Source organism: Streptomyces sp. NPDC002088 (genome assembly GCF_040296605.1).
In the GTDB taxonomy this organism is placed as follows: Bacteria; Actinomycetota; Actinomycetes; order Streptomycetales; family Streptomycetaceae; genus Streptomyces.
The window spans coordinates 495,051-517,928 of the sequence record NZ_JBEOXO010000001.1; the positions used below are offsets into that span (position 1 = coordinate 495,051).

Genomic DNA, 22,878 nt, shown 5'->3' on the forward strand with positions numbered 1-22,878 from the left:
ACCCGGCCCGGTGCGCAGCCACTGACCTCCCCAGACCTCCCCCTCCCCGATTCGGAGCACCCCATGACCGTCGACTACCTCGTCATGGCCGCATACCTGTTGGGCATCATCGGCGTCGGCTGGTGGGGGAGCCGACCGCCACCGCAACCGCCACTCCCGAGCTCAGCGCGCCTGACACCACACGCACCGGCCCCTTGCAGAAGGACCCCATGACCGATCCGACGCCCCGCGCCGACCGCACCGCCCTCCGGTCCGCCTCCCTGACCGCCGCCCCGGCCACCACCTTGACCGCCTCCGACGAAGAGCTGCGGCTGCGCCGCGAACTCGCCGCGGTCTACCGCCTCGTGGCGCACTTCCGGATGACCGACCTGATCTTCACGCACATCTCGGTCCGGCTCCCCGGACCGGAGCACCACTTCCTGATCAACCCCTACGGTCTGCTCTTCGAGGAGGTCACCGCCTCGAACCTCGTCAGGATCGACCTCGACGGCAACCCCGTCGAGGAGACCCCCCACCCCGTCAACCCGGCCGGCTTCGTCATCCACAGCGCCATCCACGCCGCCCGGGCCGACGCCCACTGCGTCCTGCACACCCACACCAGGGCCGGCTGCGCCGTCGCGGCCCAGGAGGACGGTCTGCTCCCGCTCAACCAGATCTCCATGGAGTTCTACGGCAGGCTCGGCTACCACGACTACGAGGGCGTCGCCCTCAACCTCGCCGAACAGCGGCGGCTCGTCGCCGACCTCGGCGACCACCCGGCGATGATCCTGCGCAACCACGGCCTGCTGACCGTCGGCGAGACCCCCGCCCAGGCCTTCCTGCGCATGTACTACCTGGACAAGGCCTGCGAGATCCAGGCCACTGCCACGGCGGGCGGCGCGAAACTCGTCATCCCCGCTCCCGACGTCTGCGAACTCACCGCACGCCAACTGGCTGGTGAGGACCAGGGCTCCGACTTCCAGGACGACGGGGCGTACGACCTCGCCTGGTCGGCGCTCCTCCGTCTCGTCGAGCGCATCGCCCCCGACTACCGGGACTGAACCCGACAGCTGCCCGCCCCCGGTCGGGCAGCTGCGTGTGCCGAGAGTGCGTGCCGACGCCAGACTCGCCGCCCGGCCGTGGCGGCGGGCCGTGGGTGCCGACGCGAAGTTCCCACCAGGTGAACCTCGGCATCGCGGCGGCCACGCGTTACGTCGCCGGTCGTGGCAGGCAAGGGGGCAGGGCGAGGGAGAACCGTGGCTAGCGGTCTTGGGAAAGGGCCAGGAGTTCGGCGAATGTGCCGCCGCCGTGGACCAGGTCGTCATAGCGGCCCTGTTCGGTGATGCGGCCCTCCTCCATGACCACGATGTGATCGGCGAGCTTGGTGTTCTCCAGCCGGTGGGTGACGACGATCGTCATGCGCTCCGAGGCGATGGCCTTCACCTTCTCGAAGATCTGGTGCTCGCCACGTGGGTCCATCTGTGAGGTGGGTTCGTCGAGGATCAGCAGCGGAGTCCGACGGTAGAGGGCGCGTCCGCAGGCGAGTCGCTGCCATTGGCCGCCGGAGAGTTCGGCGCCACCGAAGAGTTCGCGGGCAAGAAGGGTGTCGAGCCGGTGGGGGAGTTTCTCGATCGCGTCGCGCATGCCGACGGCGTCAACGGCCTCCCATACGGGTGCGTCGTCGATGCTGCGGGGCTGACCGAGGGTGATGTTCTCTCGCGCGCGCAGGGGCCAGGTGGCGAAGTTCTGGGGCACGAGGGCCGTGCGGGACCAGAGGGAGCCGGGGTCCGCCTGGGCGAGGTCGGTGTGGTTCCACAGGACGCGGCCCTTGTCGGGGAGGAGGATGCCGGCGAGCAGCCGGGTCAGGGTGGATTTGCCGGAGCCGTTCTCACCCACGAGCGCCAGGATCTCGCCGCGGCGCAGCGTGAGGGAGACTCCGGCGACGGCCGGTTCGTCCTTGCCCGGATAGCGGTAGACGACGTCGTCGAGCCGGATCTCGTCCACACGGTCCGGGATGGTCGACTCGCCCCGTTTTGGAGCCCGGTCGGTGGCGAAGTCGAGGAAGCCGCGCATGTCGGCGAGATACAGGGAGGTGTGGAAGAGCGCGGCGCCGTAGATGACGAACTGGGAGAGCGCGGCGAGGGCGGTCTGGACGGCGACGACAGCGGTGGCGGCGATGGGCAGCGCGACCCGGCCGGTGGCGGTGAGCCAGGCCAGGGTTGCCCAGGTGGCGAGCAGGAACAGGCCGCCGAGGGCGGAGGTGGCCAGGACGATGCGGAGCATGCGGGGTGCGGCGGTGAGGGTGCGCTGGTCGATGCGTTGCGACAGGGTCCGGTACCAGTAGATGAGGTAGCCGGTCATGCTGTTGGCGCGCACTTCGTCGCTGTGGCGCGGGTCGGTGGCCCACCAGCGCATCATGCCGCGCACATTGCGGTCGCCGACGTTGGCGTAGTGGGTCTCGTAGTCGACGCGGGCGGACAGGACGGCGCCGAGGCCGGCGGGAAGCACGGCGAGCAGCAGGAGCGGAAGCATCAGCCAGTGCAGGGCGGTGATGACGCCGCCTGCGGCGATCATACGGATCAGGGCGGCCATGAACCGCTGGGCGTCGGTGACCATCATCCGTGTGCGGGTGACGCCGACTTCCGCGGCTTCCTGGCGATCGGCGAAGCCGTCCTCGCTGTAGGCGGAGGATTCCACGCGGCACACGGCGGCGACGAGTGCCGTGTCCGCTGCGGTCATCAGGCCGGGGGCGATCCGCCCGTCTGCGTAGGACGACAGGGCGCTGCTGATCCGTCCGGTGGCGGAAGCCGCGGCGACGACCACGAGCGCGGGCAGGGCGGCGTGCAGGCGTTCGGACACCGTGCCTGCGCCGAGGATGTGCGTCATGGCCCTGGCGGTGAAGGCGAGCAGCACGCCGGCCGCGACGCCGGTGAGGGCCTGACAGACGAGCAGGAGGACGACGGCGCGCTGATCGACCGCCCACGCCATGCGGGCCGTGTGGCCCAGCACGGAGGGGAGCCTCCTGCACATCGCGGCGAAACTGGCCTCTTCGAGGGGGTTCTTGCCGTGCTTTCCTTCATAGCTGATGGTGGCCGGAGCGGGAGGGGGTGGCGTGCTGGAGCTGTCGGTCGAGGCGTCGGTCAAGGTCACCTGTATCCCTTCGTGGGGGTCGGCGCCGCACCTGGGTGGTCCGGCGGTGTCTGGCTCAACGACGCCGGAGGCGAATCGAACGCGCTCGATTCCGGACGAAGCGCAACGCCCGTAATTGCCAGGTGCAGCAGACGCGGTCGCCGTGCTGTAAGGCATGTGCGGCGGCCCGGGCTGGCCGAATCGCCGATGCCTGTTACCTGCGCGACGGAAGAGACGAAAGGGATGGAAGGGACTGGAGGGCGCGGAGCGGTGTGAGCAGCGCCGCCTGGGAGTGGCTGACCCGCATCAGGAGTTGAGGCCCGCCGTCCTGTGGTGGCTGGACAGGGAACGGCCTGGTCACCTCCACAGTGACGTAAAGTCGGTGCCCAGGGCGGGCGGGCGACCGGAGGGGGAGGGCGTGCCGCTGATGCCGGTACGGTTCACCGTCCTGGGGCCCGTGCGGGCCTGGCGTGCGGAAACGGAGCTTGATCTCGGGGGTCCCCAGGAGAGGGCGTTCCTGGCTCTGCTGCTGGTCCGGGCGGGGCAACCGGTCGCCGTGAGTGAAATCGTCGACGTGCTGTGGGGTGCGAGGCCGCCACGTAGCGCGGTCAATGTGATCCGCCGTCATGTCGGCTCCCTGCGTCGTCAGTTGGAGCCCGGTCTGCCCGCTCGCGCATCGGGCCGCTGGCTGGTCAGGGGAGCGGGCGGATACCAGTTGCTGACCGACGGCGGCTCCTCGGACCTGCTGCGGTTCCGTGAGCTGTGCGAGGAGGCCCGGCGGTTCGGTGTGCTGAAGCCGACCGCGCGGGCGGTCGAGCTCCTCACCGAGGCGCTGTCGCTGTGGCGAGGTCCGATCGCGTCCGGGATCTCCCCGGACGCCCGCGCGCACCCGGCGTTCGGCGCGCTGGAGCGCGAGCGCCTCGCGGCCGTACGGGACGCCGCCGACGCGGCGCTGCACATCGGCATGTCCGAGACGGCTCTGCCCGACCTGCGGTAGGCGGCCGCCGATCATCCGCTGGACGAACCCCTGCTGGCGAGCCTGGTCCGCGCCCTGGCCGCCACCGGCCGTCGGCCCGAGGCCCTGAGTGCCTACCAGGCCGTATGTGCGCGACTCGCCGGCGAGCTGGGGATCGGCCCCGGTTCGGAACTGCGCGACGCTCACCGGGCCGTGATGGGCGATGCGTTCGACACGGCGACCGGCAAGGTGGCCGGGGGCGACGGGGGCCGGCCCGACGGCGGTGATCGGGCCGAATCCGCTCCACCGGCCGACGCCGATGCCCGGACCGCGCAAGACTCCGGTCCCTCCCGAACGCGGCGGTCGCCCTCGCCGGCCCCCGCTCAACTGCCCCACGATCTACCGCTGTTCACCGGTCGGCAGGCGGAGCTGGACGACCTGCTCCCACCACCCACCGGTGCGGGACAGCTCGCCGAGACGGTGCTGATCAGCGCCATCGGCGGCATGGCCGGTGTCGGAAAGACCGTCCTCGCCGTGCACTGGGCCCACCAGGTCGCCGACCGCTTCCCCGACGGGCAGCTCTACGTGAACCTGCGGGGCTTCGACCCCTCCGGGGCGATCATGGAACCGGGCGACGCCGTACGCGGCTTCCTCGACGCGCTGGGCGTGCCGCCCGAACGTGTCCCGCACGGTCTGGACGCGCAGGCCGCGCTCTACCGCAGTGTGCTGGCCGGACGGCGGTTCCTCGTGCTGCTGGACAACGCGCGGGACACCGACCAGGTGCGGCCGCTGCTGCCCGGTACCCCCGGCTGCCTCACCATCGTCACCAGCCGCAACGAGCTGTCCGGGCTGGTGGCCGCCCACGGGGCCCGCTCCCTGACCCTGCGTTCGACGCCGAGCAGGCAACGGGCGTTCCTCGTCCGCCGGCTGGGAGCCGAGCGGATCGCGGCCGAGCCCGGGGCCGCGGACGAGATCACCCGGCTGTGCGCGGGGCTGCCGCTCGCGCTGGCCTGCGTCGCCGCCCGCGCTGCCGTCCACCCCGGCTTCCCGCTGGAGGCCGTCGCCGCCGAACTGCGCGAAGCCCACGGCAGGCTCGACGCCTTCACCCGGTCCGACACGTCCGCCGACGTCGGTACGGTGTTCTCCTGGTCCTCCCGCGCCGTCCCGGCCGAAGCCGCCCGGCTCTTCCGGCTCCTCGCCCTGCATCCCGGCCCGGACTTCTCGGTACCGGCCGCGGCCGCCCTGGCGGGTCTGCCCGTGCGCCGGGTGCGCCCGCTGCTGGCCGAACTCTCCGGCGTACACCTCGTCAACGAGTCGGCTCCCGGCCGTTACGCCTTCCACGACCTGCTCCGCGCGCATGCCGCCGAGCGCAGCATTCTTCCGACACGTGCGCCAGAGCGGAGTCGCCTGGCTTGTGCGGGATGACGAGCGGAGCCCGGCCCCGTCGCGGCTGACGGCACACGGAGTCTTCCCTGAGAAGCAGCCTGGTTGATCCCGGCGGGCCCCCTGTCAGACCTTAGCGCCGGGCCAGCGCCAGCACACTCAGACCGAACATCAAGACACCCAGGGGGAGATGGACCGACGGGACGTGCGCGATGCCGAGCACGACCTGGACCGAGGCGAGTACGAGGAAACCTGACGCGTGCCAGACAGGCCGGGGCGAGCCGCCGCCCGGCTTCCACGCCAGCACCGCCGCGAGTACGTACAGCATCGACGCCCCGTACATCACCCGGGCTCCGACACTGTGCAGCGTCTCTCCGTAGGACGAGGTCAGCAGCAGTCCGGCGGAGACCGCCTGAAGGAAGATGGTCAGGGTCTGCAGGGCGATCGCGATCTGCAGGAACGAGGAGCTGCGCTGTGCGTTCGCCGGCGCCGTCACCTGAGTGGTCATGTCACAGTCCCCTTTTCCGCCCTCGGGCAGTAGATCGATAAGGTCTCACCAGCACGACGACGCGGGCCTGCGAAAGGTAAGGCGAGGGGGCGGCCGGAAGCATGGGGACTGTCGGGACCAGCACAGATGAGATAGCCGGCGAGCAACGCCAACTGATCAATGTCGCCTACCGGTTGCTCGGTTCGGTGAACGAGGCCGAGGACGCCGTACAGGATGCCTACACACGCTGGTACGCGCTGCCCCGAAGCCGGCAGGAGGAGATCCTGTCCCCCGGCGCCTGGCTGACGACGGTGACCAGCCGCATCTGCCTGGACCTGCTCGGCTCGGCGCGGGCCCGCCGCGAACGCTACGTCGGCGCGTGGCTGCCCGAGCCGCTGCCCGACCGCACCGAGTGGGACCACGCGGGCGGCGCCGACCCCGCCGGCCCTGCCGACCCCGCCGACCAGATCGTCCTGGACGAGTCGGTGGCCATGGCCTTCCTCGTCGTCCTGGAGTCGATGACGCCCGCCGAGCGGGTGGCGTTCGTCCTGCACGACGTCTTCCGGTACCCGTTCGCGGAGATCGCCGACGTCCTTGGCCGGACCCCTGCGGCCTGTAAGCAACTGGCGGCCTCCGCCCGGCGGCGGGTGAGCGTCGCGCGCGCTCCGATGACGGCAACCGGCCAGGCCGACGTGGTGAGGCAGGTCAAAGAGGCATGGGAGACCAAGGACATCGCAGCCCTCGTCGGTCTCCTCAACCCGGCCGCCGTGATGACCGCCGACGGCGGCGGCATGGTCGGTACCGTCCTGCGCCCGGTCGAGGGCGGCGCGCGCATCGCCCAGTACATGGTCGCCATTGCCGATAAGGCTCCGGGGCTCGAACTCCTGGAGCGGTCGGTCAACGGTGTGCCGGGCCTGGTGGCCCAGCGTGCCGGCGTCGTCATGACCGTAGCCTCGTTCGACGTCTCCGACGGGCGCGTCACCCGGATCTGGGCGGTCCGCAACCCGGCGAAGCTGCGGCCGTGGGCGCGGGAGGGCTAGCCAAGCAGCCTTGACGAAGTCCGGTGCGGTATCGCGCCCCGTAAGGGGCGCGGGCGCGTGGGCTGTGTCGATATGCGGCTCCGCCGCGTGGGCGCGACCAGCCTCCACCGGCCCGCGGGTTCGGCATTGCGCTTCCAGCGGAGCGCTCAGCCCTCGATGGGCAGAGCGTGCAGTCGCCGCCGACGGAATGGGCGCATGTCCTTCGCCGTGCTCGCTGTCGCCGGGCAGATCGAGCGCAACTGGCGGCTCCGCCGCACGGGCTATGGCGTCCGGTCAGCGGTGCCGACGCGGGGCCTGGGGAACACCTTGGGCCGCCCGCCTTCGAAGCCCGGGACGGCGAGACCGCGGTCTGCCGGATGCCCATGGGGCTCGACATCGTCTTCCTCGCCGAGCCGCCCGTACGACTGCCGGGGGAGGGCCCCGGCCCGGTCGGCCGACAGCACCGGCTGACCGCCCGTGACACCGGTGAGTACCTCTTCGTGGGCCTTTGAATTCGCGCTGTTCGCTGCGGGATCAGCGGCCGTGCACTCACGGGCAATTGACGGCCGTCGGACGGATTTACGGTGGCGGGCACACCGAGGAAACATCAGGAGATTCGCATGTCCCATGCCGTAGAGCCGGTTCAGCCGGTGCTGGAACCCGCGGCAACCGCCTTCGCCGAGGCGACCGCCAATCCGCCCTACCTGTTCGACCTGGCCCCCGCGGAAGGGCGTAAGGCCGTCGACGAGGTGCAGTCCGGCGACATCGGCAAGCCGGCCGTCGACGAGGAGTGGATCACCGTGTCCGGCGGGCCGACCGGCAGCGTCCGCGCCCGCATCGTCAAGCCCGAGGGTGCCGAGGGCACCCTGCCGGTGATCCTCTACATCCACGGCGCCGGCTGGGTGTTCGGCAACGCCCACACCCACGACCGCCTGGTGCGCGAACTCGCTGTGGGCGCGGGCGCCGCCGTGGTCTTCCCCGAGTACGACCTCTCGCCCGAGGCCCGCTACCCGGTCGCCATCGAGCAGAACTTCGCGGTCGCCCAGTGGGTCGTGGAGCAGGGCGCGGCCAAGGGCCTGGACGGCTCGCGGCTGGCCGTGGCCGGGGACTCCGTCGGCGGCAACATGACTGCCGCGCTGACCCTGATGGCCAAGGAGCGCGGCGGCATCCCGCTGGTGCAGCAGGTGCTGTTCTACCCCGTCACCGACGCCGCCTTCGACACCGGCTCCTACCACCAGTTCGCCACCGGCTACTTCCTGCGCCGGGACGGCATGCAGTGGTTCTGGGACCAGTACACGACCGACGAGGCCGAGCGCGCCCAGATCACCGCCTCCCCGCTGCGCGCCACCACCGAGCAGCTCACCGGCCTGCCCCCGGCCCTGGTCATCACCGGCGAGGCCGACGTCCTGCGCGACGAGGGCGAGGCGTACGCCAACAAGCTCCGCCAGGCTGGGGTTCCGGTCACCGCGGTGCGTTTCCAGGGCATCATCCACGACTTCGTGATGCTCAACGCCCTGCGCGAGACGCACGCCGCCGAAGCCGCGATCACGCTCGCCGCCGGCACCCTGCGCGCCGCCCTGCACACCGCCTGAACCGGAGGAGACACCACAGCCATGGCCACCCCCACCGTCGTACTCGTCCACGGCGCCTTCGCCGACGCGGCCAGCTGGTCCGGCGTCATCGCCGAACTCCAGAGCAGCGGCATCCCGGTGATCGCCCCGCCCAACCCGCTGCGCGGCCTCGCCGCCGACGCCGCGTACGTCGCCTCCGTCGCCGCCCAGATCGACGGGCCCGTCATCCTGGTCGGCCACTCCTACGGCGGCGCGCTCATCACCGTCGCCGGCACCACGGACAACGTCGTCGGGCTCGTCTACGTCGCCGCCTACGTCCTCGAGGAGGGCGAGAGCCTCGGCGAACTCCAGGGCCGCTTCCCCGACTCCCCGCTGGTCAGCAACCTGAAGCAGTGGACGTACCCGGTCGAGGGCGGCGACCCCGCCGTCGAGGTCACCATCGCCGAGGACGCCTTCCCGTCGGTGTTCGCCGCCGACGTGCCCGCTAACGTCACCAAGGTCCTCGCGGTGGCGCAGCGCCCGCTGGCCGCCGGGGCCTTCGAGGAGACGGCCGCCGCGGCCGCGTGGCAGACCAAGCCGTCCTGGGCCCTCGTCGCCGGCTCCGACCACGCGATCAACCCCGAGGTGCAGCGCTTCGCCGCGAAGCGCGCCGGAGCGACCGTCGTGGAGATCCAGGGCGCCTCCCACGCCGTCGCCGTCTCCCAGCCCAAGGAGGTCGCCGACCTGATCCGTGACGCGGTGCGCGCGACGGGCTGACCGGCCCCCCGAGACAGCCGCGCGGACGCACTCCCCCGTAGGGCGTCCGTGCGGCCCCGGGGTACGCCCGTCAGGACACGGGGTGACGGCAACCACCCGGTCGTGCGGACGGTCAGGGCGCGCCCCGTGGGCCGGGATGGCGGCACGACACGTCCGCCGGACCACCTGAGGGGCCCACGTCTTGTCGTCCCCGCACGCCCTGTGCTTAGATTTTTCGTACAGTCACTGGACGAGAATTCCAGACGGGAGGCACGGTGGCCGACCGAGCCCTGGAGCAGGAGCGGGACGTGATCCTCGCCGCGCTGACCCCGATCGTCGAGGGGATCGTGGCAACCTTCGGGCCGGTGTGTGAGGTGGTGCTGCACGACTACCGGCGGCCGGAGCAGTCGGTGGTCGCCGTCGCCGGTTCGGTGACGGGACGCGTGGTGGGCGGCGCGATGAGCGAGATCGGCATGCGGGTCCTCGCCCGCGGTGACGAGGCGTCCGACGAGCTGAACTACCTGACCCGGACCGACTCCGGCGGCCTGGTCAAGGCGTCCACGATGGTGCTGCGCGACTCCACGGGCACGGTGTTCGGCGCGCTCTGCGTCAACGTGGACGTGACCGCCATCGGCCAGGCGCACGCCCTGCTCGGCGCGCTCGCCGGCCTCGGCGACGTTTCCGCCGAGCCACCCGTCACCACCTACGGCAACGACATCGACTCGGTCGTCGACGCCATTCTCGACGCCCACCAGCTGCGCCAGAACCAGCCCTGGGCCGCGCTCGACCGCCCGCAGCGCCTGGAGCTGTTCCGCAGCCTGGACGAACGCGGCGTGTTCGCGGTGCGCCGTGCCGTCGAGCAGGTCGCCGCCCGCCTCGGCATCTCCCGCGCCTCCGCCTACACCTACCTCTCCCAGGCGAGAGCCGCCACGACCGCGCCCGCCACCGACCGGACCGACGAGGGAGCACAGCCGTGACCACCCCACCCCTGCCGATCACCCTCGACGACGTCCTCGACGCCGCCGCGCAGCTCAAGGGCGTCGCCCACCGCACCCCGGTGCTGCGCTCACGGACCCTCGACGGCCTCGTCGGCGCCGAGGTGTTCCTCAAGTGCGAGAACCTCCAGCGCGTGGGGGCCTTCAAGTTCCGCGGCGCCTACAACGCGGCCTCCCGGCTCACCCCCGAGCAGCTCGCCCGGGGCATCGCCGCCTACTCCTCCGGAAACCACGCCCAGGCGGTCGCCCTCGCCGCCCGGGAACTCGGCACCACCGCCGTCATCGTGATGCCCGAGGACGCCCCGCGCTCCAAGCGGGACGCCACCGCCGCCTACGGCGCCGAGATCATCACGTACGACCGCTACACCGGCGACCGGGTCGCCATCGCCGAGGCCCTGGCCGCCGAGCGCGGACTCACGCTCATCCCGCCCTACGAACACCCCCACGTCATGGCCGGACAGGGCACCGCGGCTCTCGAACTCCTCGAGGAGGTCGGCGAGTTGGACCTGCTGATCACGCCGGTCGGTGGCGGCGGGCTGATCGCCGGCAGCGCCACCGCGGCCAAGGGGCTGCGCCCGGACATCCGCGTGATCGGCGTCGAACCGGAGACCGGGGACGACACCAAGCGCTCGCTGGAGGCGGGCCACCGCGTCACCATCCCGGTGCCGCACACCATCGCCGACGGCCAGGCCCTGCACACACCCGGCGAACTGACCTTCTCCGTCAACCGACGCCTCGTCGACGACATCGCCCTGGTCTCCGACGACGACATCCGCGACGCGATGAGGTTCGCGTTCGAGCGCCTGAAGACCGTCGTCGAGCCGAGCGGTGCCACCCCGCTGGCCGCCCTCCTCGCGGGCCGCGCCGGCCGCCTACCGCGCCGCGTCGGCGTGATCGTCTCCGGCGGCAACATCGACGCCGAGCGCTTCGCGAGCCTGTGCGGGAGGGCGGACTGACGAAGCCGGGCGAGCGGCGGTCACCCGAACAGCGCCGCCGATCCGGCAGGTGGACGATGGAGTGGTGGGGCCCGGCCTCCGCCGGTTGCCCTGTGCCCGCAGGGGAGACGGAGACCGGCCCCGGCCGCAGGGGCGGGAGGGGAGAAGCGTCGTCCAGGGCCGCATGCACATCCGCATGACGACGGCGGCGAGGGCGAGGTCGGCCCCGGCGACGTCTTCGTGCTCCCGCCCGGGCACGACGCCTGGGTCGTCGGCGACGAACAGGCCGTGGTCCACGACTTCGCGGGATCCATGGCGAAGGAGTACGCGAAGGCACAGGAGGGTTGGCTCAGGCGGACCGGTTCCGCGTTCAGACCGGCAGCAGCCGGCCCACGAGCGTGCCCAACTGCCGGGCGTTGCGGCACTCGTGCATCTCGACCAGCTCGGCGTAGGCGGGCGCGGCCGAGTCGCCGGTCCCCCATTGGGCTCGGGGCTCGGGGTTGAGCCAGTAGAGGCGGCGGGCGCGCGCGGCGATCTGCCGTACGGCCGGCAGGTTCGGGTCGCTCATGTTCGTCCGGGCGTCACCGAGGACGAAGACGGTCGTGCGCGGGCCGACCGCGGCCTCGTACCGCTCCGCGAACTCGCCCAGCGCGACACCGTAGTCACTGCTGCCGTGCCAGCCGGTCAGCGTCGCCTCCGCCCGGATGCGGGCGCTCAGTCCCTCGGCGTCGGCCGCGCCGCGCACGAGCAGCCCGGTCACCTCGTCGATCCGGTTGACGAAGGCGAACACCCGCACCTTGCTGAACTGGTCGTGCAGCGCCTGCACCAGCAGCATCGTGAAGTCCGAGAAGCCGGACACCGAGCCCGACACGTCGCACAGCAGCACCAGTTCGGGACGGACGGGCCGGCGGCGGCGCAGCACCGGCCGCATCGGCACCCCGCCCGTGGACAGCGAACCGCGCAGGGTGCGCCGTAGATCGATGGTGCCGCGGGCGGCCCGGCGGCGGCGGGCGGCCAGCCTGGTGGCCAGCTTGCGGGCGAGTGGCTGCACGGTCCGGCGCAGCTCGGCGACCCGGTCCTTCCCGGCGTACAGGAAGTCGACCCGGTCGGCGGTCGGGGCCACCGCCCGCCGGGCGATCTCGTCCCGGCCGCGCCGCTCGGCCACCCGGCGCCGCGCCTCCGCCGCCACCTGCCCGCGGAAGACCTCGATCCGCCGCCGGATCTCGTCGTCCAGCAGTCGCTCGGCGAACCCGGAGCCACCGTCCTGCGCACGGACGGTGTCCCGGACGCGGGCCAGCAGGGTCTGCGGGCGGAGCCGGTCGAGGGCCTGGTACGACGACCAGCCGTCCGACCCCGGCGAATTCCCGTATCCGCCGAAGCCGTCGACCGCCTCGACGGCCAACCGCTCCATCATGGCCACGTCGTTGGCGGCGAGGGCCGCCGCGAGCCGGTCGCGCAGGTCCTCCCGGTCCGCGGGGCCCGCGTCGGGCGCGCCGACGCTCCTCGGGAAGTAGAGGTCGAAGACCGGGTCGAAGACCCGCCGTTGATCCGTTGTGTGCAGGAGCGTCGCGGCGAGCCCCTCCCGCAGCAGCTCACGGTCGGCCAGGCCCAGCGCCGCCGCGGCCTGCGCGGCGTCCACGGTCTCGCCGGTGCCGATGCGCAGACCGTGCGAGCGGAGCGCGGCGACGAAGCCCGTCAGGCGCGTCGCCACATCCGTCGTCGCGGTCATACGGCGTCCAGATCCAGCTTGGCGGCCGCCTTGAGGACGTCGTCCTGATGCTTGAGGAGCACGCCCAGGCTGTCGCGTACGACGGTCTCGTCGAGCGTGTCGGCGCCGAGCGCGAGCAGCGTACGCGCCCAGTCGATGGTCTCGGCGACCGACGGCACCTTCCGCAGGTCCATGGCCCGCAGCGCGCCGACCACCCGCACCACCGACTCCGCCAGCGCCTCGCCCAGCTCCGGCACCTTCAGCCGTACGATCCGCCGCTCCAGCTCCTCCTCGGGGAAGCCGATGTGCAGGAACAGGCAGCGGCGGCGCAGCGCCTCGGACAGCTCGCGGCTGGCGTTGGAGGTGAGCACGACGAACGGGCGGCGCGTCGCCGTGATGGTCCCGAGCTCCGGGACGGTGACCTGGAAGTCGCTGAGCACTTCGAGCAGGAGGCCCTCCACCTCGACGTCGGCCTTGTCGGTCTCGTCGATCAGCAGCACCGTCGGCTCGTCGCCGCGGATGGCGGTCAGCAGCGGGCGCGGAAGCAGGAACTCCTCGCTGAAGATGTCCGTGCGCGTCTCGTCCCAGCTCTCGTCACGCCCGGCGCTGATGCGCAGCAGCTGCTTGGCGTGGTTCCACTCGTACAGTGCGCGTGACTCGTCGACGCCCTCGTAGCACTGCAGCCGCACGAGCCGTGCCCGCGCCACCTGCGCCACGGCCTTGGCGAGCTCGGTCTTGCCGACGCCCGCGGGGCCCTCCACCAGGAGGGGCTTGCCGAGGCGGTCGGCGAGGAAGACGGTGGTCGCCACGGCGGGGGAGGCCAGATAGCCGGTCTCGGCCAGGCGGGCGGAGACATCGTCGACGGACGTGAACAACAGGGCCTCCGGCGGTCGCGGGCGAATCGGCTTCCGGGCACTATCTAAGCGCTTGTTCACCGCTGCTGTCATCCGGCTTCCGGTGCGGCAGGGTGCGACCAGGGCTGGATACCGATCGGTTTCCTCGCTGGCGCCGGCGCGGTACCCTCGCCGCATGACCACGACCGACAAGGCCTCCACCCGGGACCGGCTGCTCGACGCGGCGGCCGAGCTCTTCTACCGCGACGGCGTCTCCATCGGAGTCGAGGCGCTGTGCCGGACGGCCGGGGTCTCCAAGCGGTCGATGTACCAGCTCTTCGACAGCAAGGACGAGGTGCTGGCCGCCAGCCTGGAGCGCCGGAGCGCCCGGTACGAGGCGTTGTTCGTGCCCGGCCCCGAGGAGGCCGGCACCCCGCGCGAGCGCATTCTGCACGTCTTCCGGCAGCAGGAGCAGGCCTCCGCCGACCCCGACTACCGTGGCTGCCCCTACCTGGCCGTACTGGTCGAGCTCAAGGACCCGGCGCATCCGGCCAGCGCGGTCGCCCGCGCCAGGAAGGACCGCATGCAAGACGCCTTCCGCGGCCAGGCCGAGCTCGGCGGCGCCCGCGACCCGGAGCTGCTCGCCCGGCAGCTGATGCTGCTCTTCGACGGAGCCAGCGCCCGCGCCGGCGCCCGCATCGAGACGCTGGACGGGCTCGTGACGACGACCGCCGAGGCGCTGCTGGACGCGGCGGGCGTGCGGTAGCGCACGCGGGAACAGAGGCAGCCGTCCGAGCGGCCGTCGGCCACCCGCCCGTACGGGTCACCACAACGAGCCGACCCCACGGCCCAGCCGGTGCAATGGACGCGTGACCGCGTCCCCCGACGACTGCCTCGCGCGCAACGAGTGGATCTGTGGCGCGTATCTGACCAGCCGCAGCCAGATCCTCGTCGACGCGGTGCTCCAGCATCTCCAACTCACCGCGGTGTCGGTGCTCATCGGCCTGGCTGTCGCCGTGCCGCTCGCGGTGCTGGCGCGCCGCTGGGGCTGGGCGGCCGGACCCGTGCTGGGCGTCACGACGATCCTCTACACGATCCCGTCCCTGGCGATGTTCTCGCTGCTGCTGCCCGTCTACGGACTCTCGGCGACCCTCGTCGTCGCCGGACTCGTCCTGTACTCCCTCACCCTGCTGGTCCGGAACATCCTCGCGGGCCTGCGTGCCGTTCCCGAAGAGACCCGGCAGGCCGCGCGCGGCATGGGCTACGGTCCGGTCCGCCTCCTGCTCACCGTCGAACTGCCCCTCGCCCTGCCCGCCTCGATGGCCGGCCTGCGCATCGCCACCGTCTCGGCGGTCTCCCTGGTCACGGTGGGCGCGATCGTCGGCTACGGCGGCCTCGGCAATCTGATCTACGCGGGCATGAACACGTACTTCAAGGCACAGGTGCTGACCGCGTCCGTGCTGTGCGTGGTGATCGCGATCGCCGCCGACCTGTTGCTGCTCGGTGTGCAGTGGCTCATCACCCCCTGGACCAGGACGGCCCGCGGATGACGACCCTGACCGCGGCCTGGGGCTGGCTCACCGACCCCGCGCACTGGTCGGGCGCCGACGGCATCTTCCACCGCCTGCTCCAGCACCTCGTCCTCACCGTCGTCTGCCTGACCATCAGCTGCCTGATCGCCCTGCCGGTCGCCCTCGTCCTCGGCCATCTCGGCAAGGGCGGCGCGCTGGCCGTCAACATCTCCAACGTCGGCCGTGCCGTACCCACCTTCGCCGTCTTGGTCCTGCTGCTCCTGACCCCGGTCGGCACCTGGGGCGAGGGCCCGACGGTCGTCGCGCTGGTGCTGTTCGCCGTCCCGCCTTTGCTCACCAACGCCTACGTCGGCATGCGCGAGGTCGACCGGGGCGTCGTCCAGGCGGCACGCGGGATGGGGATGACCGGCCGGCAGCTGATGTTCCAGGCGGAGCTGCCCCTCGCGCTCCCGTTGATCCTGAACGGGGTGCGGATCGCCGCCGTCCAGCTCGTCGCCACCGCCACCATCGCCGCGCTGGCGGGCGGGGGCGGGCTGGGCCGGATCATCACGGCGGGCTTCAATCTCGCCAGCACACCGCAGGTGGTGGCGGGCGCCGTGCTGGTCGCCGTGTTCGCGCTGATCGTGGAGGGGATCTTCGAGGTCGTCGAACGGGTGGCGCCGGCCTGGACCAGAGGCGCGCGGTGAGAGGCGGTACGGCGCCGGTGGCGGCACCGCTGGTGCTCCTGCTCGTGCTGCCGGGCTGTTCCACCGGGCCGTCCCTGGAGAGCCGCGGCGAGGTCACCGCACCGCCCGGCGACAGCCACAACCTGACCATCGGCTCGGCCGGATTCACCGAGAGCGACCTGCTCGCCCAGATGTACGCGCTGCTGCTGAACCAGGCCGGATACAAGACATCGATCCTCACCGTCGCCAATCGCGAGCTGTACGAACCCGCCCTGGAATCGGGCCAGATCGACGTCGTACCCGAGTATGCGGCGACCTTCGCCGACTGGCTCAACGCCAAGGCGAACGGCGCCGACGCAGCGCCGGTCGGCTCGCCCGACCTCGGCGCCACGATGAAAGCGCTGCGCGAACTGGCCGCGCCCCGTGGGCTCACCGTCCTGGACGCCGGAAAGGCCGTAGACCAGAACGCGTTCGCCGTCAGCGCCGCCTACGCGCGGCAGCACCATCTGAAGACCCTCAGCGGCCTCGGCGCCTCCGGCCTGAAGGTCCGGCTCGCGGCGGGCGACGAGTGCGTCCAACGTCCGTACTGCGCACCGGGGTTGAAGAAGACCTACGGCATCGACATCACCGCCGTCGACCCCAAGGGCGTCGGCACGACCCAGGCGAAACGGGCCGTGCAGAGCGGCCAGGACCAGATGCTGCTGACCACGACGACGGACGCCACGCTCGACGGCTTCGGCCTGGTCCTCCTCGCCGACGACAAGCACCTCCAGAACGCGGACTACGTCGTCCCTGTCGTCAACCGCTCCCGGGCGGGCGGCGCCAAGGTCACCCAGGCGCTGGGCAAGCTCAACGACGTCCTCACCACACGGGACCTGGCGTCCATGAACGAGCAGGTCGACAGCTGGCGCCGGCTGCCCAAGGACGTGGCGCGGACCTATCTGGAGGACAAGGGGCTGCTGAAGTGAGCGCCCGGTCGGATGGGGCCGGGGACTGTCACTCCTGACCGCGTCGGCGACCAGGACAGGTCCTATGCGTCGGCGACCGAGTCGAACGTCACCTGCGCCCGCGGCACGCCCTGCGCGTCCGCGTCCACCGAGCGGCGTAGTGCCTCGTGCAGTTTCGCCGGGGTGAGGACGCCCAGGAGGCGGGCGCCTTGCAGGACCGCCACCCAGCCGGCGTCGTGCTGGAGCATCACGCCGAACGCCTGCTTCAGCGGCGCGCCCACCGGCACCCAGGCGTTCATCCGATGGGCGTGGTCGCCGACCGAGCCGCCCGCCGCGAGGTCGTCGATACCGACCCAGCCGTGCAGGTCGCCGTGTGCGTCCAGGACGACGGCCCAGCGGGTGCCCTCCGCGCGCAGTCGGTGCGCCGCCCGCTCGGCCGGCTCGTCGGGGCGCGCGACCGGCGGCTGCTGGAGGTCGTCGGGCTCGATCTCGGTCACCGACAGGCGTTTCAGCCCCCGGTCGGCGCCCACGAACTCGGCGACGTACGGCGTGGCGGGCGTGCCGAGTACCGCACCCGGCGTGTCGAACTGCTCGATGCGCCCCTGCCCGTACACGGCGATACGGTCGCCGAGCCGGACCGCCTCCTCGATGTCGTGCGTGACCAGCAGCACCGTCTTGCGCACCGTGGCCTGCATCCGCAGGAACTCGTCCTGCAACTGCTCCCGCACCACCGGGTCGACCGCGCCGAACGGCTCGTCCATCAGCAGCACCGGCGGGTCGGCGGCGAGCGCCCGCGCCACGCCGACCCGCTGCCGCTGACCGCCCGACAGCTGGTGCGGATAGCGCGGTCCGTGCGTCTTCGGATCCAGACCCACCAGCGACAGCAGCTCGGCTGCCCGCGCCCGCGCCTTCGCCCTCTTCCAGCCGACCAGCGTGGGCACGGTGGCTGCGTTGTCGAGCACCGTCCGGTGCGGGAACAGCCCGACCTGCTGGATGACGTACCCGATGCGCCGTCGCAGCAGCACGGGGTCGACCGCGGCGATGTCCTCACCGTTCACGAAGATCCGGCCCGACGTCGGCTCGATCAGCCGGTTGACCATCATCATGGTCGTCGTCTTGCCGCAGCCGGACGGTCCCACGAGCGTGACGAGTTCGCCCTCGGCCACCTCGAAGGAGAGGTCGTCCACGGCCGTGGTTCCGTCCGGGTAGCGCTTGGTGACCTGATCGAACCGGATCATTCCCTCACGCTAACCGGGCCGCCCGATGCCCGCTCACCAGCTGCGTCCCCCTGCGCATGAACTGCAAGTTCCGCTTTTGAAAAGTTTCAATTCGGCGGGAAGTGAGGCGGGTCTCGGTTATTCGATGACAACCGTCCGACGATCATTTCTGTTGGATTCTGTCTGATAGTTGGGCTGTTGGAGTGGTGGACATGCCTCTCGGCCGCAACTACCTTCGCAGCCAGTCGAAGTGAAACGTTACAACGCGCTTCCTCTGAAGCCGAAGGGATGACGGCGTGAACGAGGCGACACACAACGAGGGAACAGGCAACGTCCGGCGCAGAACGGTGCTCGGCACCGCGCTGGGCGCCGGAGTCGTGGCGATGGCCGGAGGGATCGGCACGGGAGGCACGGCATGGGCCGCGCCGGCCTCCGACCGGACCTCCCTGTCGGGGCTGACGGTGGAACACCGCACGAACCCACTCGGCGTGGACACGGACGAGCCACGCTTCGGCTGGCGCATGGCGTCCCCGGCCCGCGGCCGGCGCCAGACGGCGTATCAGATCCTGGTGGCCACTTCGCCCGAGCGGCTGACCCGTGCCCGCGCGGACGTGTGGAACAGCGGCCGCGTCGAGTCACCGGACTCGGTGGCGGTGCGCTACGACGGCACACGGCTGCGCGCCTCGACGCGCTACTTCTGGACCGTGACCGCGTGGGACGAGGACGGCCGCGCCGTCACCGGTGCGCCGCCCGCCCACTTCGAGACCGGTCTGCGCAGCACCGACGGCGTGTCGGGCTGGGACGGAGCGACCTGGATCAGCATGGCGGGCAAGGCCCCGAACAGCGCCGGGGCACCGCTGCTGCGACGGCAGACCGCGCTCAAGGGGCGGGTCCGCGAGGCCCGGCTCTACATATCGGCCCTGGGCGTGTACGACGCCTACGTCAACGGCCACCGGGTCTCGGTGCCGCAGGGCGAGGGCAGCACGTACGAACTGCTCACCCCCGGCTGGACCAACTACGACAGCACCATCAACTACATGACGTACGACGTCACGGAGCTGGTCGCGCGGGAGCGGCGGGTGACGCTCGCGGCGGTGCTCGGCAACGGCTGGTACAACTCCCGGATCAGCGAGGCGGCGACGGGCATCCCGGGACTGGACGACAGCAAGTACTACGCGAAGGACGGCAACCCCCTCGCTCTGAAGGCCAAGCTGCTGATCCGGTACGCCGACGGGACCTCCCAGACCGTGGTCACCGAGCCCGGTGCCGGGTGGCGGGACACGCGGAGAACACGCTGTCCGTGGGCTTCCTCGGGGTGAACGTCCTCGCCCCGGTGCTCACCGACGAAGGCCGCGACGACCTGGCGTACAAGCTGCTCCACCAGGACGAGTTGCCCTCATGGCTGTTCTCGGTGCAGAACGGTGCCACCACCGTCTGGGAGCGCTGGAACTCCTACTCGAAGGCGGACGGCTTCGGCCCGGTCGAGATGAACTCCTTCAACCACTACGCCTACGGCGCCATCGTCGAATGGATGTATGAGGGCGTGGCCGGAATCGCCAAGGACCCGGTCCACCCCGGGTTCAAGCACTTCTTCCTTCAGCCGCACGTCGACCCCACCGGGAAGATCACGCGGGTGGCGGGCTCGCACGAATCGCCGTACGGCGAGATCGTCAGCGAGTGGGAGGTTTCCCAGAACCGGACCCTGACCTACCGGGCGATGGTTCCCGCGAACAGCACCGCGACCCTGCGCATCCCCACCACCGAACCGTCCACCGTCCGGGACGGCAGAACACCTCTTGCCCAGGTACCCGGGGTCGAATACCTGGGCTTCGAGAACGGAGTCGCCTCCTATCGGCTTGCGTCCGGTCCTTACGAGGTGACCTCGGCCCTCGGCTGACCGCTCACCAGCACCACTTCCAGGGTGCGCGGACCGTGCACCCCCTCGACCCGGTCGAGCTCGATGTCGCTGGTGGCGGAGGGACCGGAGATCCAGGTCAGCGGGCGGGCCGGGTCGAGGCGTTCGAGGGCTTGGGGGACGGAGGCCACGACCTGGTCGGGGACGCGGACGACGCAGATGTGGTGGTCCGGGATCAGGGTGATCCGGCGGCGGCCCTGGTCCGGTCCGCCGTCGAGGACGATCGTGCCGGTCTCGGCGATGGCGACGGCGCAGCCGGTGACCACGCTCGTCACCTTGTCCAGTTCGTGGGGCGTGCTCACGGCACGGTCGTGGACCCTGGTGGGGTCGGCGGCCGACATCCACTCCGGCGGGAGTCCCGGAGGCACGAGCACGTACTGGGGCCCACGCTCGGCGAGCAGCCGCATGATGACGTACGGCAGCTCCTCGTCGGTGGTGCGGTGCACGATCGCCCGGTAGTCCGCCAGGTTCTCCGCCAGCAGGTCCACCGTCGCTTCGACGCTCCCGGCGCCGTGCTCGCGCAGATAGCCCCGCTCGACGGCCTGTTCGTACGGCGTGTCGTCCTGCGGTACGTCCGCGAGCGCGCGCCGCACCCGGCCCAGGATCCGTTCCCTGCTGCTCACTTGGCACTGTCCTTTCCGCCGTTCGTGCGCTGCCACCAGTCGCGGAACGGTTCCGCGGGCACGGGCGGGAGGTCGCGGGTCGCGCTCCAGGCCTTGCCGGGTCCGGGCAGGGTCCGGGGGTGGAGGCGGCGCGTCCGGGACGCGAGCCGCTGCCCTGTGCGCAGGACACCCGGACGGTCCAACGCCCAGCGCGCCGCCCGCATGGCCGCCCGCTCAGCGGCATGCCCCTTGGCCGGCTTCAGCACGACCTTGTTGCCCTCCCGCGTCACCTGGCCGCCCTCGACGACCCGTTCCCGCAGGTGCACGAGGACTTCGGGGATGTCGATGGCGACCGGGCAGACCTCGTAGCAGGCGCCGCACAGTGAGGAGGCGTACGGCAGTGAGGCGTCGATGTCGCTTGCAATGCCCCGGAGCTGGGGGGTGAGGATGGCGCCGATCGGCCCGGGGTAGACCGAGCCGTAGGCGTGGCCGCCCGCGCGTTCGTACACCGGGCAGACGTTCAGACACGCCGAGCAGCGGATGCAGCGCAGGGCCTGGCGGCCGACCTCGTCGGCGAGGGTGTCGGTGCGGCCGTTGTCCAGGAGGATCAGGTGGAAGGTCTTCGGCCCGTCTCCGTCCGTGGTGCCGGCCCACATCGAGGTGTACGGGTTCATGCGCTCGGCCGTGGAGGAGCGGGGGAGGGTCTGGAGGAAGACCTCGAGGTCGCGCCAGGTCGGCACGATCTTCTCGATGCCGACGACGGAGATCAGCGTCTCGGGCAGGGTCAGGCACATCCGCCCGTTGCCCTCGGACTCGACGACCACGAGCGTGCCGGTCTCGGCGACCATGAAGTTGGCCCCGGAGATGCCGACCTTGGCGCGCAGAAACTTCTCCCGGAGATGGAGGCGGGCGGCTTCGGCGAGTTCGGCGGGTGTGTCGGTCAGGTCCTCGGGGGCGGGGCGTCCCCACTCGCTCATCTCGCGCGCGAAGATGTCGCGGATCTCGCCCCGGTTGCGGTGGATGGCGGGGACGAGGATGTGGGAGGGGCGGTCCTTGCCCAACTGCACGATGAGTTCGGCGAGATCGGTCTCGTAGGCGCGGATGCCCTCCGCTTCCAGTGCCTCGTTGAGTCCGATCTCCTGCGTGGCCATCGACTTGACCTTGACGACCTCCGACTCGCCCGTGGCCTTCACCAGTTGGGTGACGATCCGGTTGGCCTCGTCGGCGTCGGTGGCCCAGTGGACGATGCCGCCCGCCGCCGTGACCGACTCCTCCAACTGCACCAGATACCGGTCGAGATGACGCAGCGTGTGGTCCTTGATGCGCTTGCCGGCCTCCCGCAGCTCCGCCCAGTCGGACACCTCGGCCACGGCCTTCGCCCGCTTGGCGCGGATGGTGTGGGTGGCGTGCCGCAGATTGCCGCGCAGGGTCTGGTTGCCGACCGCCTCGTGCGCGGCCTTCGGGAAGGCCGGCATTCCTACGAATGTGCCGCTCATGCTGCCGGTTCCTCTTCCGTGCTGGCCAGGATCTCCGCGATGTGCAGCGGCCGCATCCCCGCCTTGAGGCGGGTCATGGTCCCGCCGATGTGCATGAGGCAGGAGTTGTCGGCCGCGCACAGCACCTCGGCGCCCGTCGACTCGGCGTTGCGCACCTTGTCCGCGCCCATCGCCGCCGACACGTCGGCGTTCTTCAGCGCGAAGGTGCCGCCGAACCCGCAGCACTCCTCCGCCCCCGGCAGTTCGACGAGTTCCAGCCCCTTGACGGCTTGGAGCAGCCGCCGGGGACGGTCACCTAGGCCGAGGCTTCGCAGCCCGTGGCAGGTCGGGTGGTAGGTGACGGTGTGTGGGTAGTACGCGCCGACGTCCGTCACGCCGAGCACGTCGACCAGGAACTCGGCGAGCTCGTACGTCTTCGGGACCACCGGTGCCAGCGTGGCGGCGAGGGCGTCCCCGCGGCCCTCGGCCCGCGCCCGCTCGCCCATCCGCGGATACAGCTCCCGCACCATCGCCCCGCACGACCCGGACGGGGTCACGATCGCCTCGTACTCCCCGAAGACATCGGAGAAATGCCGTGCCAGCGGTTCGGCCTCGTGCCGGTACCCGGTGTTGTAGTGGGCCTGGCCGCAGCAGGTCTGGGCCATCGGGAAGTCGACATCGACGCCCAGCCTGGTCAGGAGTTTCACGACGGCGCGGCCGGTGTCGGGATAGAGCGTGTCGTTGACACAGGTCAGGAACAGTGCGACACGCATCGCGGCTCCTAGTCATTGATCAT

General features: G+C 71.4%; 19 protein-coding genes and 3 pseudogenes. 14 read left to right on the plus strand and 8 right to left on the minus strand.

The window, feature by feature from the left end; translation table 11 throughout:
* Nucleotides 1–209 precede the first annotated feature (209 nt).
* Entirely contained in the window at nucleotides 210–1,040 is an 831-nt protein-coding gene (locus ABT114_RS02270; RefSeq protein ID WP_351137611.1) for a class II aldolase/adducin family protein, read from the plus strand.
* A gap of 199 nt (nucleotides 1,041–1,239) precedes the next feature.
* On the opposite strand, the gene ABT114_RS02275 is transcribed toward ABT114_RS02270, so the two are convergent.
* Nucleotides 1,240–3,123 carry an ATP-binding cassette domain-containing protein gene (locus ABT114_RS02275; RefSeq protein WP_351138189.1) on the minus strand — a complete coding sequence of 628 codons (1,884 nt, stop codon included), beginning with the start codon at nucleotides 3,121–3,123 and terminating at the stop codon, nucleotides 1,240–1,242.
* Between the two features lie 412 nt (nucleotides 3,124–3,535).
* Between ABT114_RS02275 and ABT114_RS50530 the strand changes: the two are divergent.
* Nucleotides 3,536–5,488 (plus strand): annotated as a pseudogene (locus ABT114_RS50530) (AfsR/SARP family transcriptional regulator).
* A gap of 91 nt (nucleotides 5,489–5,579) precedes the next feature.
* On the opposite strand, the gene ABT114_RS02290 reads toward ABT114_RS50530, so the two are convergent.
* Nucleotides 5,580–5,954: a hypothetical protein gene (locus ABT114_RS02290; RefSeq protein WP_351137613.1), complete on the minus strand. Its 375-nt coding sequence runs from the start codon at nucleotides 5,952–5,954 to the stop codon at nucleotides 5,580–5,582.
* 101 nt (nucleotides 5,955–6,055) lie between these two features.
* Here ABT114_RS02290 and sigJ point away from each other — a divergent pair, with 101 nt between their 5' ends.
* From sigJ to ABT114_RS02325, 7 genes and pseudogenes are all read left to right on the plus strand, one after another.
* On the plus strand, nucleotides 6,056–6,973 hold the full coding sequence (gene sigJ / locus ABT114_RS02295) for an RNA polymerase sigma factor SigJ (RefSeq protein ID WP_351137615.1): 918 nt from the start codon (nucleotides 6,056–6,058) through the stop codon (nucleotides 6,971–6,973).
* A 362-nt stretch (nucleotides 6,974–7,335) separates the two neighbouring features.
* The gene (locus tag ABT114_RS02300) at nucleotides 7,336–7,464 is read left to right on the plus strand and encodes a hypothetical protein (RefSeq protein WP_351137617.1); all 129 of its coding nucleotides are present in this window, start codon (nucleotides 7,336–7,338) and stop codon (nucleotides 7,462–7,464) included.
* Between the two features lie 108 nt (nucleotides 7,465–7,572).
* Nucleotides 7,573–8,544: an alpha/beta hydrolase gene (locus tag ABT114_RS02305; RefSeq protein ID WP_351137619.1), complete on the plus strand. Its 972-nt coding sequence runs from the start codon at nucleotides 7,573–7,575 to the stop codon at nucleotides 8,542–8,544.
* Nucleotides 8,545–8,565: 21 nt separating this feature from the next.
* On the plus strand, nucleotides 8,566–9,279 hold the full coding sequence (locus ABT114_RS02310) for an alpha/beta fold hydrolase (RefSeq protein WP_351137621.1): 714 nt from the start codon (nucleotides 8,566–8,568) through the stop codon (nucleotides 9,277–9,279).
* Between the two features lie 254 nt (nucleotides 9,280–9,533).
* Nucleotides 9,534–10,235 (plus strand): helix-turn-helix transcriptional regulator, encoded by a 702-nt coding sequence (locus ABT114_RS02315; protein ID WP_351137623.1) that lies wholly within the window; start codon nucleotides 9,534–9,536, stop codon nucleotides 10,233–10,235.
* Nucleotides 10,232–11,209, plus strand: coding sequence for a threo-3-hydroxy-L-aspartate ammonia-lyase (locus ABT114_RS02320; protein WP_351137625.1), 978 nt, complete (start codon nucleotides 10,232–10,234; stop codon nucleotides 11,207–11,209). Before ABT114_RS02315 ends, ABT114_RS02320 begins: the two co-directional genes overlap by 4 nt.
* Before the next feature lie 148 nt (nucleotides 11,210–11,357).
* A pseudogene (locus tag ABT114_RS02325) lies at nucleotides 11,358–11,524 on the plus strand (cupin domain-containing protein); the annotation flags it as partial.
* A gap of 34 nt (nucleotides 11,525–11,558) precedes the next feature.
* On the opposite strand, the gene ABT114_RS02330 reads toward ABT114_RS02325, so the two are convergent.
* Both ABT114_RS02330 and ABT114_RS02335 read right to left on the minus strand, forming a co-directional pair.
* A complete protein-coding gene (locus ABT114_RS02330) occupies nucleotides 11,559–12,917 on the minus strand; it encodes a VWA domain-containing protein (RefSeq protein ID WP_351137627.1) in 1,359 nt (452 codons plus the stop codon).
* Nucleotides 12,914–13,771, minus strand: a complete 858-nt coding sequence (locus ABT114_RS02335; protein ID WP_351137629.1) for an AAA family ATPase — start codon at nucleotides 13,769–13,771, stop codon at nucleotides 12,914–12,916. The genes ABT114_RS02330 and ABT114_RS02335 overlap by 4 nt, the downstream gene beginning before the upstream one ends.
* 154 nt (nucleotides 13,772–13,925) lie before the next feature.
* Between ABT114_RS02335 and ABT114_RS02340 the strand changes: the two genes are divergently transcribed.
* The 4 genes from ABT114_RS02340 to ABT114_RS02355 all read left to right on the plus strand — a co-directional run bounded on the left by ABT114_RS02340 (nucleotide 13,926) and on the right by ABT114_RS02355 (nucleotide 16,894).
* Nucleotides 13,926–14,495, plus strand: a complete 570-nt coding sequence (locus ABT114_RS02340; protein ID WP_351137631.1) for a TetR/AcrR family transcriptional regulator — start codon at nucleotides 13,926–13,928, stop codon at nucleotides 14,493–14,495.
* A 103-nt stretch (nucleotides 14,496–14,598) separates the two neighbouring features.
* Nucleotides 14,599–15,279 carry an ABC transporter permease gene (locus ABT114_RS02345; protein ID WP_351137633.1) on the plus strand — a complete coding sequence of 227 codons (681 nt, stop codon included), beginning with the start codon at nucleotides 14,599–14,601 and terminating at the stop codon, nucleotides 15,277–15,279.
* Entirely contained in the window at nucleotides 15,276–15,947 is a 672-nt protein-coding gene (locus tag ABT114_RS02350; protein WP_351137635.1) for an ABC transporter permease, read from the plus strand. The genes ABT114_RS02345 and ABT114_RS02350 overlap by 4 nt, the downstream gene beginning before the upstream one ends.
* Entirely contained in the window at nucleotides 15,944–16,894 is a 951-nt protein-coding gene (locus ABT114_RS02355) for an ABC transporter substrate-binding protein (RefSeq protein WP_351137637.1), read from the plus strand. Before ABT114_RS02350 ends, ABT114_RS02355 begins: the two co-directional genes overlap by 4 nt.
* Before the next feature lie 62 nt (nucleotides 16,895–16,956).
* Here ABT114_RS02355 and ABT114_RS02360 read toward each other — a convergent pair whose 3' ends face one another.
* Nucleotides 16,957–18,111, minus strand: a complete 1,155-nt coding sequence (locus ABT114_RS02360; protein ID WP_351137639.1) for a betaine/proline/choline family ABC transporter ATP-binding protein — start codon at nucleotides 18,109–18,111, stop codon at nucleotides 16,957–16,959.
* Between the two features lie 362 nt (nucleotides 18,112–18,473).
* On the opposite strand from ABT114_RS02360, the pseudogene ABT114_RS02365 reads away from it, so the two are divergent.
* Nucleotides 18,474–19,987 (plus strand): annotated as a pseudogene (locus ABT114_RS02365) (glycoside hydrolase family 78 protein).
* On the opposite strand, the gene ABT114_RS02370 reads toward ABT114_RS02365, so the two are convergent.
* Genes ABT114_RS02370 through ABT114_RS02380 form a run of 3 tightly spaced genes read right to left on the minus strand, consistent with a single transcriptional unit; the run spans nucleotide 19,960 to nucleotide 22,855 of the window.
* Nucleotides 19,960–20,628 (minus strand): LutC/YkgG family protein, encoded by a 669-nt coding sequence (locus ABT114_RS02370; RefSeq protein ID WP_351137641.1) that lies wholly within the window; start codon nucleotides 20,626–20,628, stop codon nucleotides 19,960–19,962. The pseudogene ABT114_RS02365 and the gene ABT114_RS02370 overlap by 28 nt on opposite strands.
* Nucleotides 20,625–22,103, minus strand: a complete 1,479-nt coding sequence (locus tag ABT114_RS02375; RefSeq protein WP_351137643.1) for a LutB/LldF family L-lactate oxidation iron-sulfur protein — start codon at nucleotides 22,101–22,103, stop codon at nucleotides 20,625–20,627. The genes ABT114_RS02370 and ABT114_RS02375 overlap by 4 nt, the downstream gene beginning before the upstream one ends.
* Nucleotides 22,100–22,855 carry a (Fe-S)-binding protein gene (locus ABT114_RS02380; protein ID WP_351137645.1) on the minus strand — a complete coding sequence of 252 codons (756 nt, stop codon included), beginning with the start codon at nucleotides 22,853–22,855 and terminating at the stop codon, nucleotides 22,100–22,102. The genes ABT114_RS02375 and ABT114_RS02380 overlap by 4 nt, the downstream gene beginning before the upstream one ends.
* Nucleotides 22,856–22,878 lie beyond the last annotated feature (23 nt).

Bases quoted from the DNA above. Each gene is read 5' to 3' on its own strand.
- ABT114_RS02290 (WP_351137613.1), bottom strand. From the start codon at position 5,954: ATGACCACTCAGGTGACGGCGCCGGCGAACGCACAGCGCAGCTCCTCG.
- ABT114_RS02380 (WP_351137645.1), bottom strand. From the start codon at position 22,855: ATGCGTGTCGCACTGTTCCTGACCTGTGTCAACGACACGCTCTATCCC.
- ABT114_RS02360 (WP_351137639.1), bottom strand. From the start codon at position 18,111: ATGATCCGGTTCGATCAGGTCACCAAGCGCTACCCGGACGGAACCACG.
- sigJ (WP_351137615.1), top strand. From the start codon at position 6,056: ATGGGGACTGTCGGGACCAGCACAGATGAGATAGCCGGCGAGCAACGC.
- ABT114_RS02270 (WP_351137611.1), top strand. From the start codon at position 210: ATGACCGATCCGACGCCCCGCGCCGACCGCACCGCCCTCCGGTCCGCC.
- ABT114_RS02305 (WP_351137619.1), top strand. From the start codon at position 7,573: ATGTCCCATGCCGTAGAGCCGGTTCAGCCGGTGCTGGAACCCGCGGCA.
- ABT114_RS02310 (WP_351137621.1), top strand. From the start codon at position 8,566: ATGGCCACCCCCACCGTCGTACTCGTCCACGGCGCCTTCGCCGACGCG.
- ABT114_RS02375 (WP_351137643.1), bottom strand. From the start codon at position 22,103: ATGAGCGGCACATTCGTAGGAATGCCGGCCTTCCCGAAGGCCGCGCAC.
- ABT114_RS02300 (WP_351137617.1), top strand. From the start codon at position 7,336: ATGGGGCTCGACATCGTCTTCCTCGCCGAGCCGCCCGTACGACTGCCG.
- ABT114_RS02350 (WP_351137635.1), top strand. From the start codon at position 15,276: ATGACGACCCTGACCGCGGCCTGGGGCTGGCTCACCGACCCCGCGCAC.
- ABT114_RS02330 (WP_351137627.1), bottom strand. From the start codon at position 12,917: ATGACCGCGACGACGGATGTGGCGACGCGCCTGACGGGCTTCGTCGCC.
- ABT114_RS02340 (WP_351137631.1), top strand. From the start codon at position 13,926: ATGACCACGACCGACAAGGCCTCCACCCGGGACCGGCTGCTCGACGCG.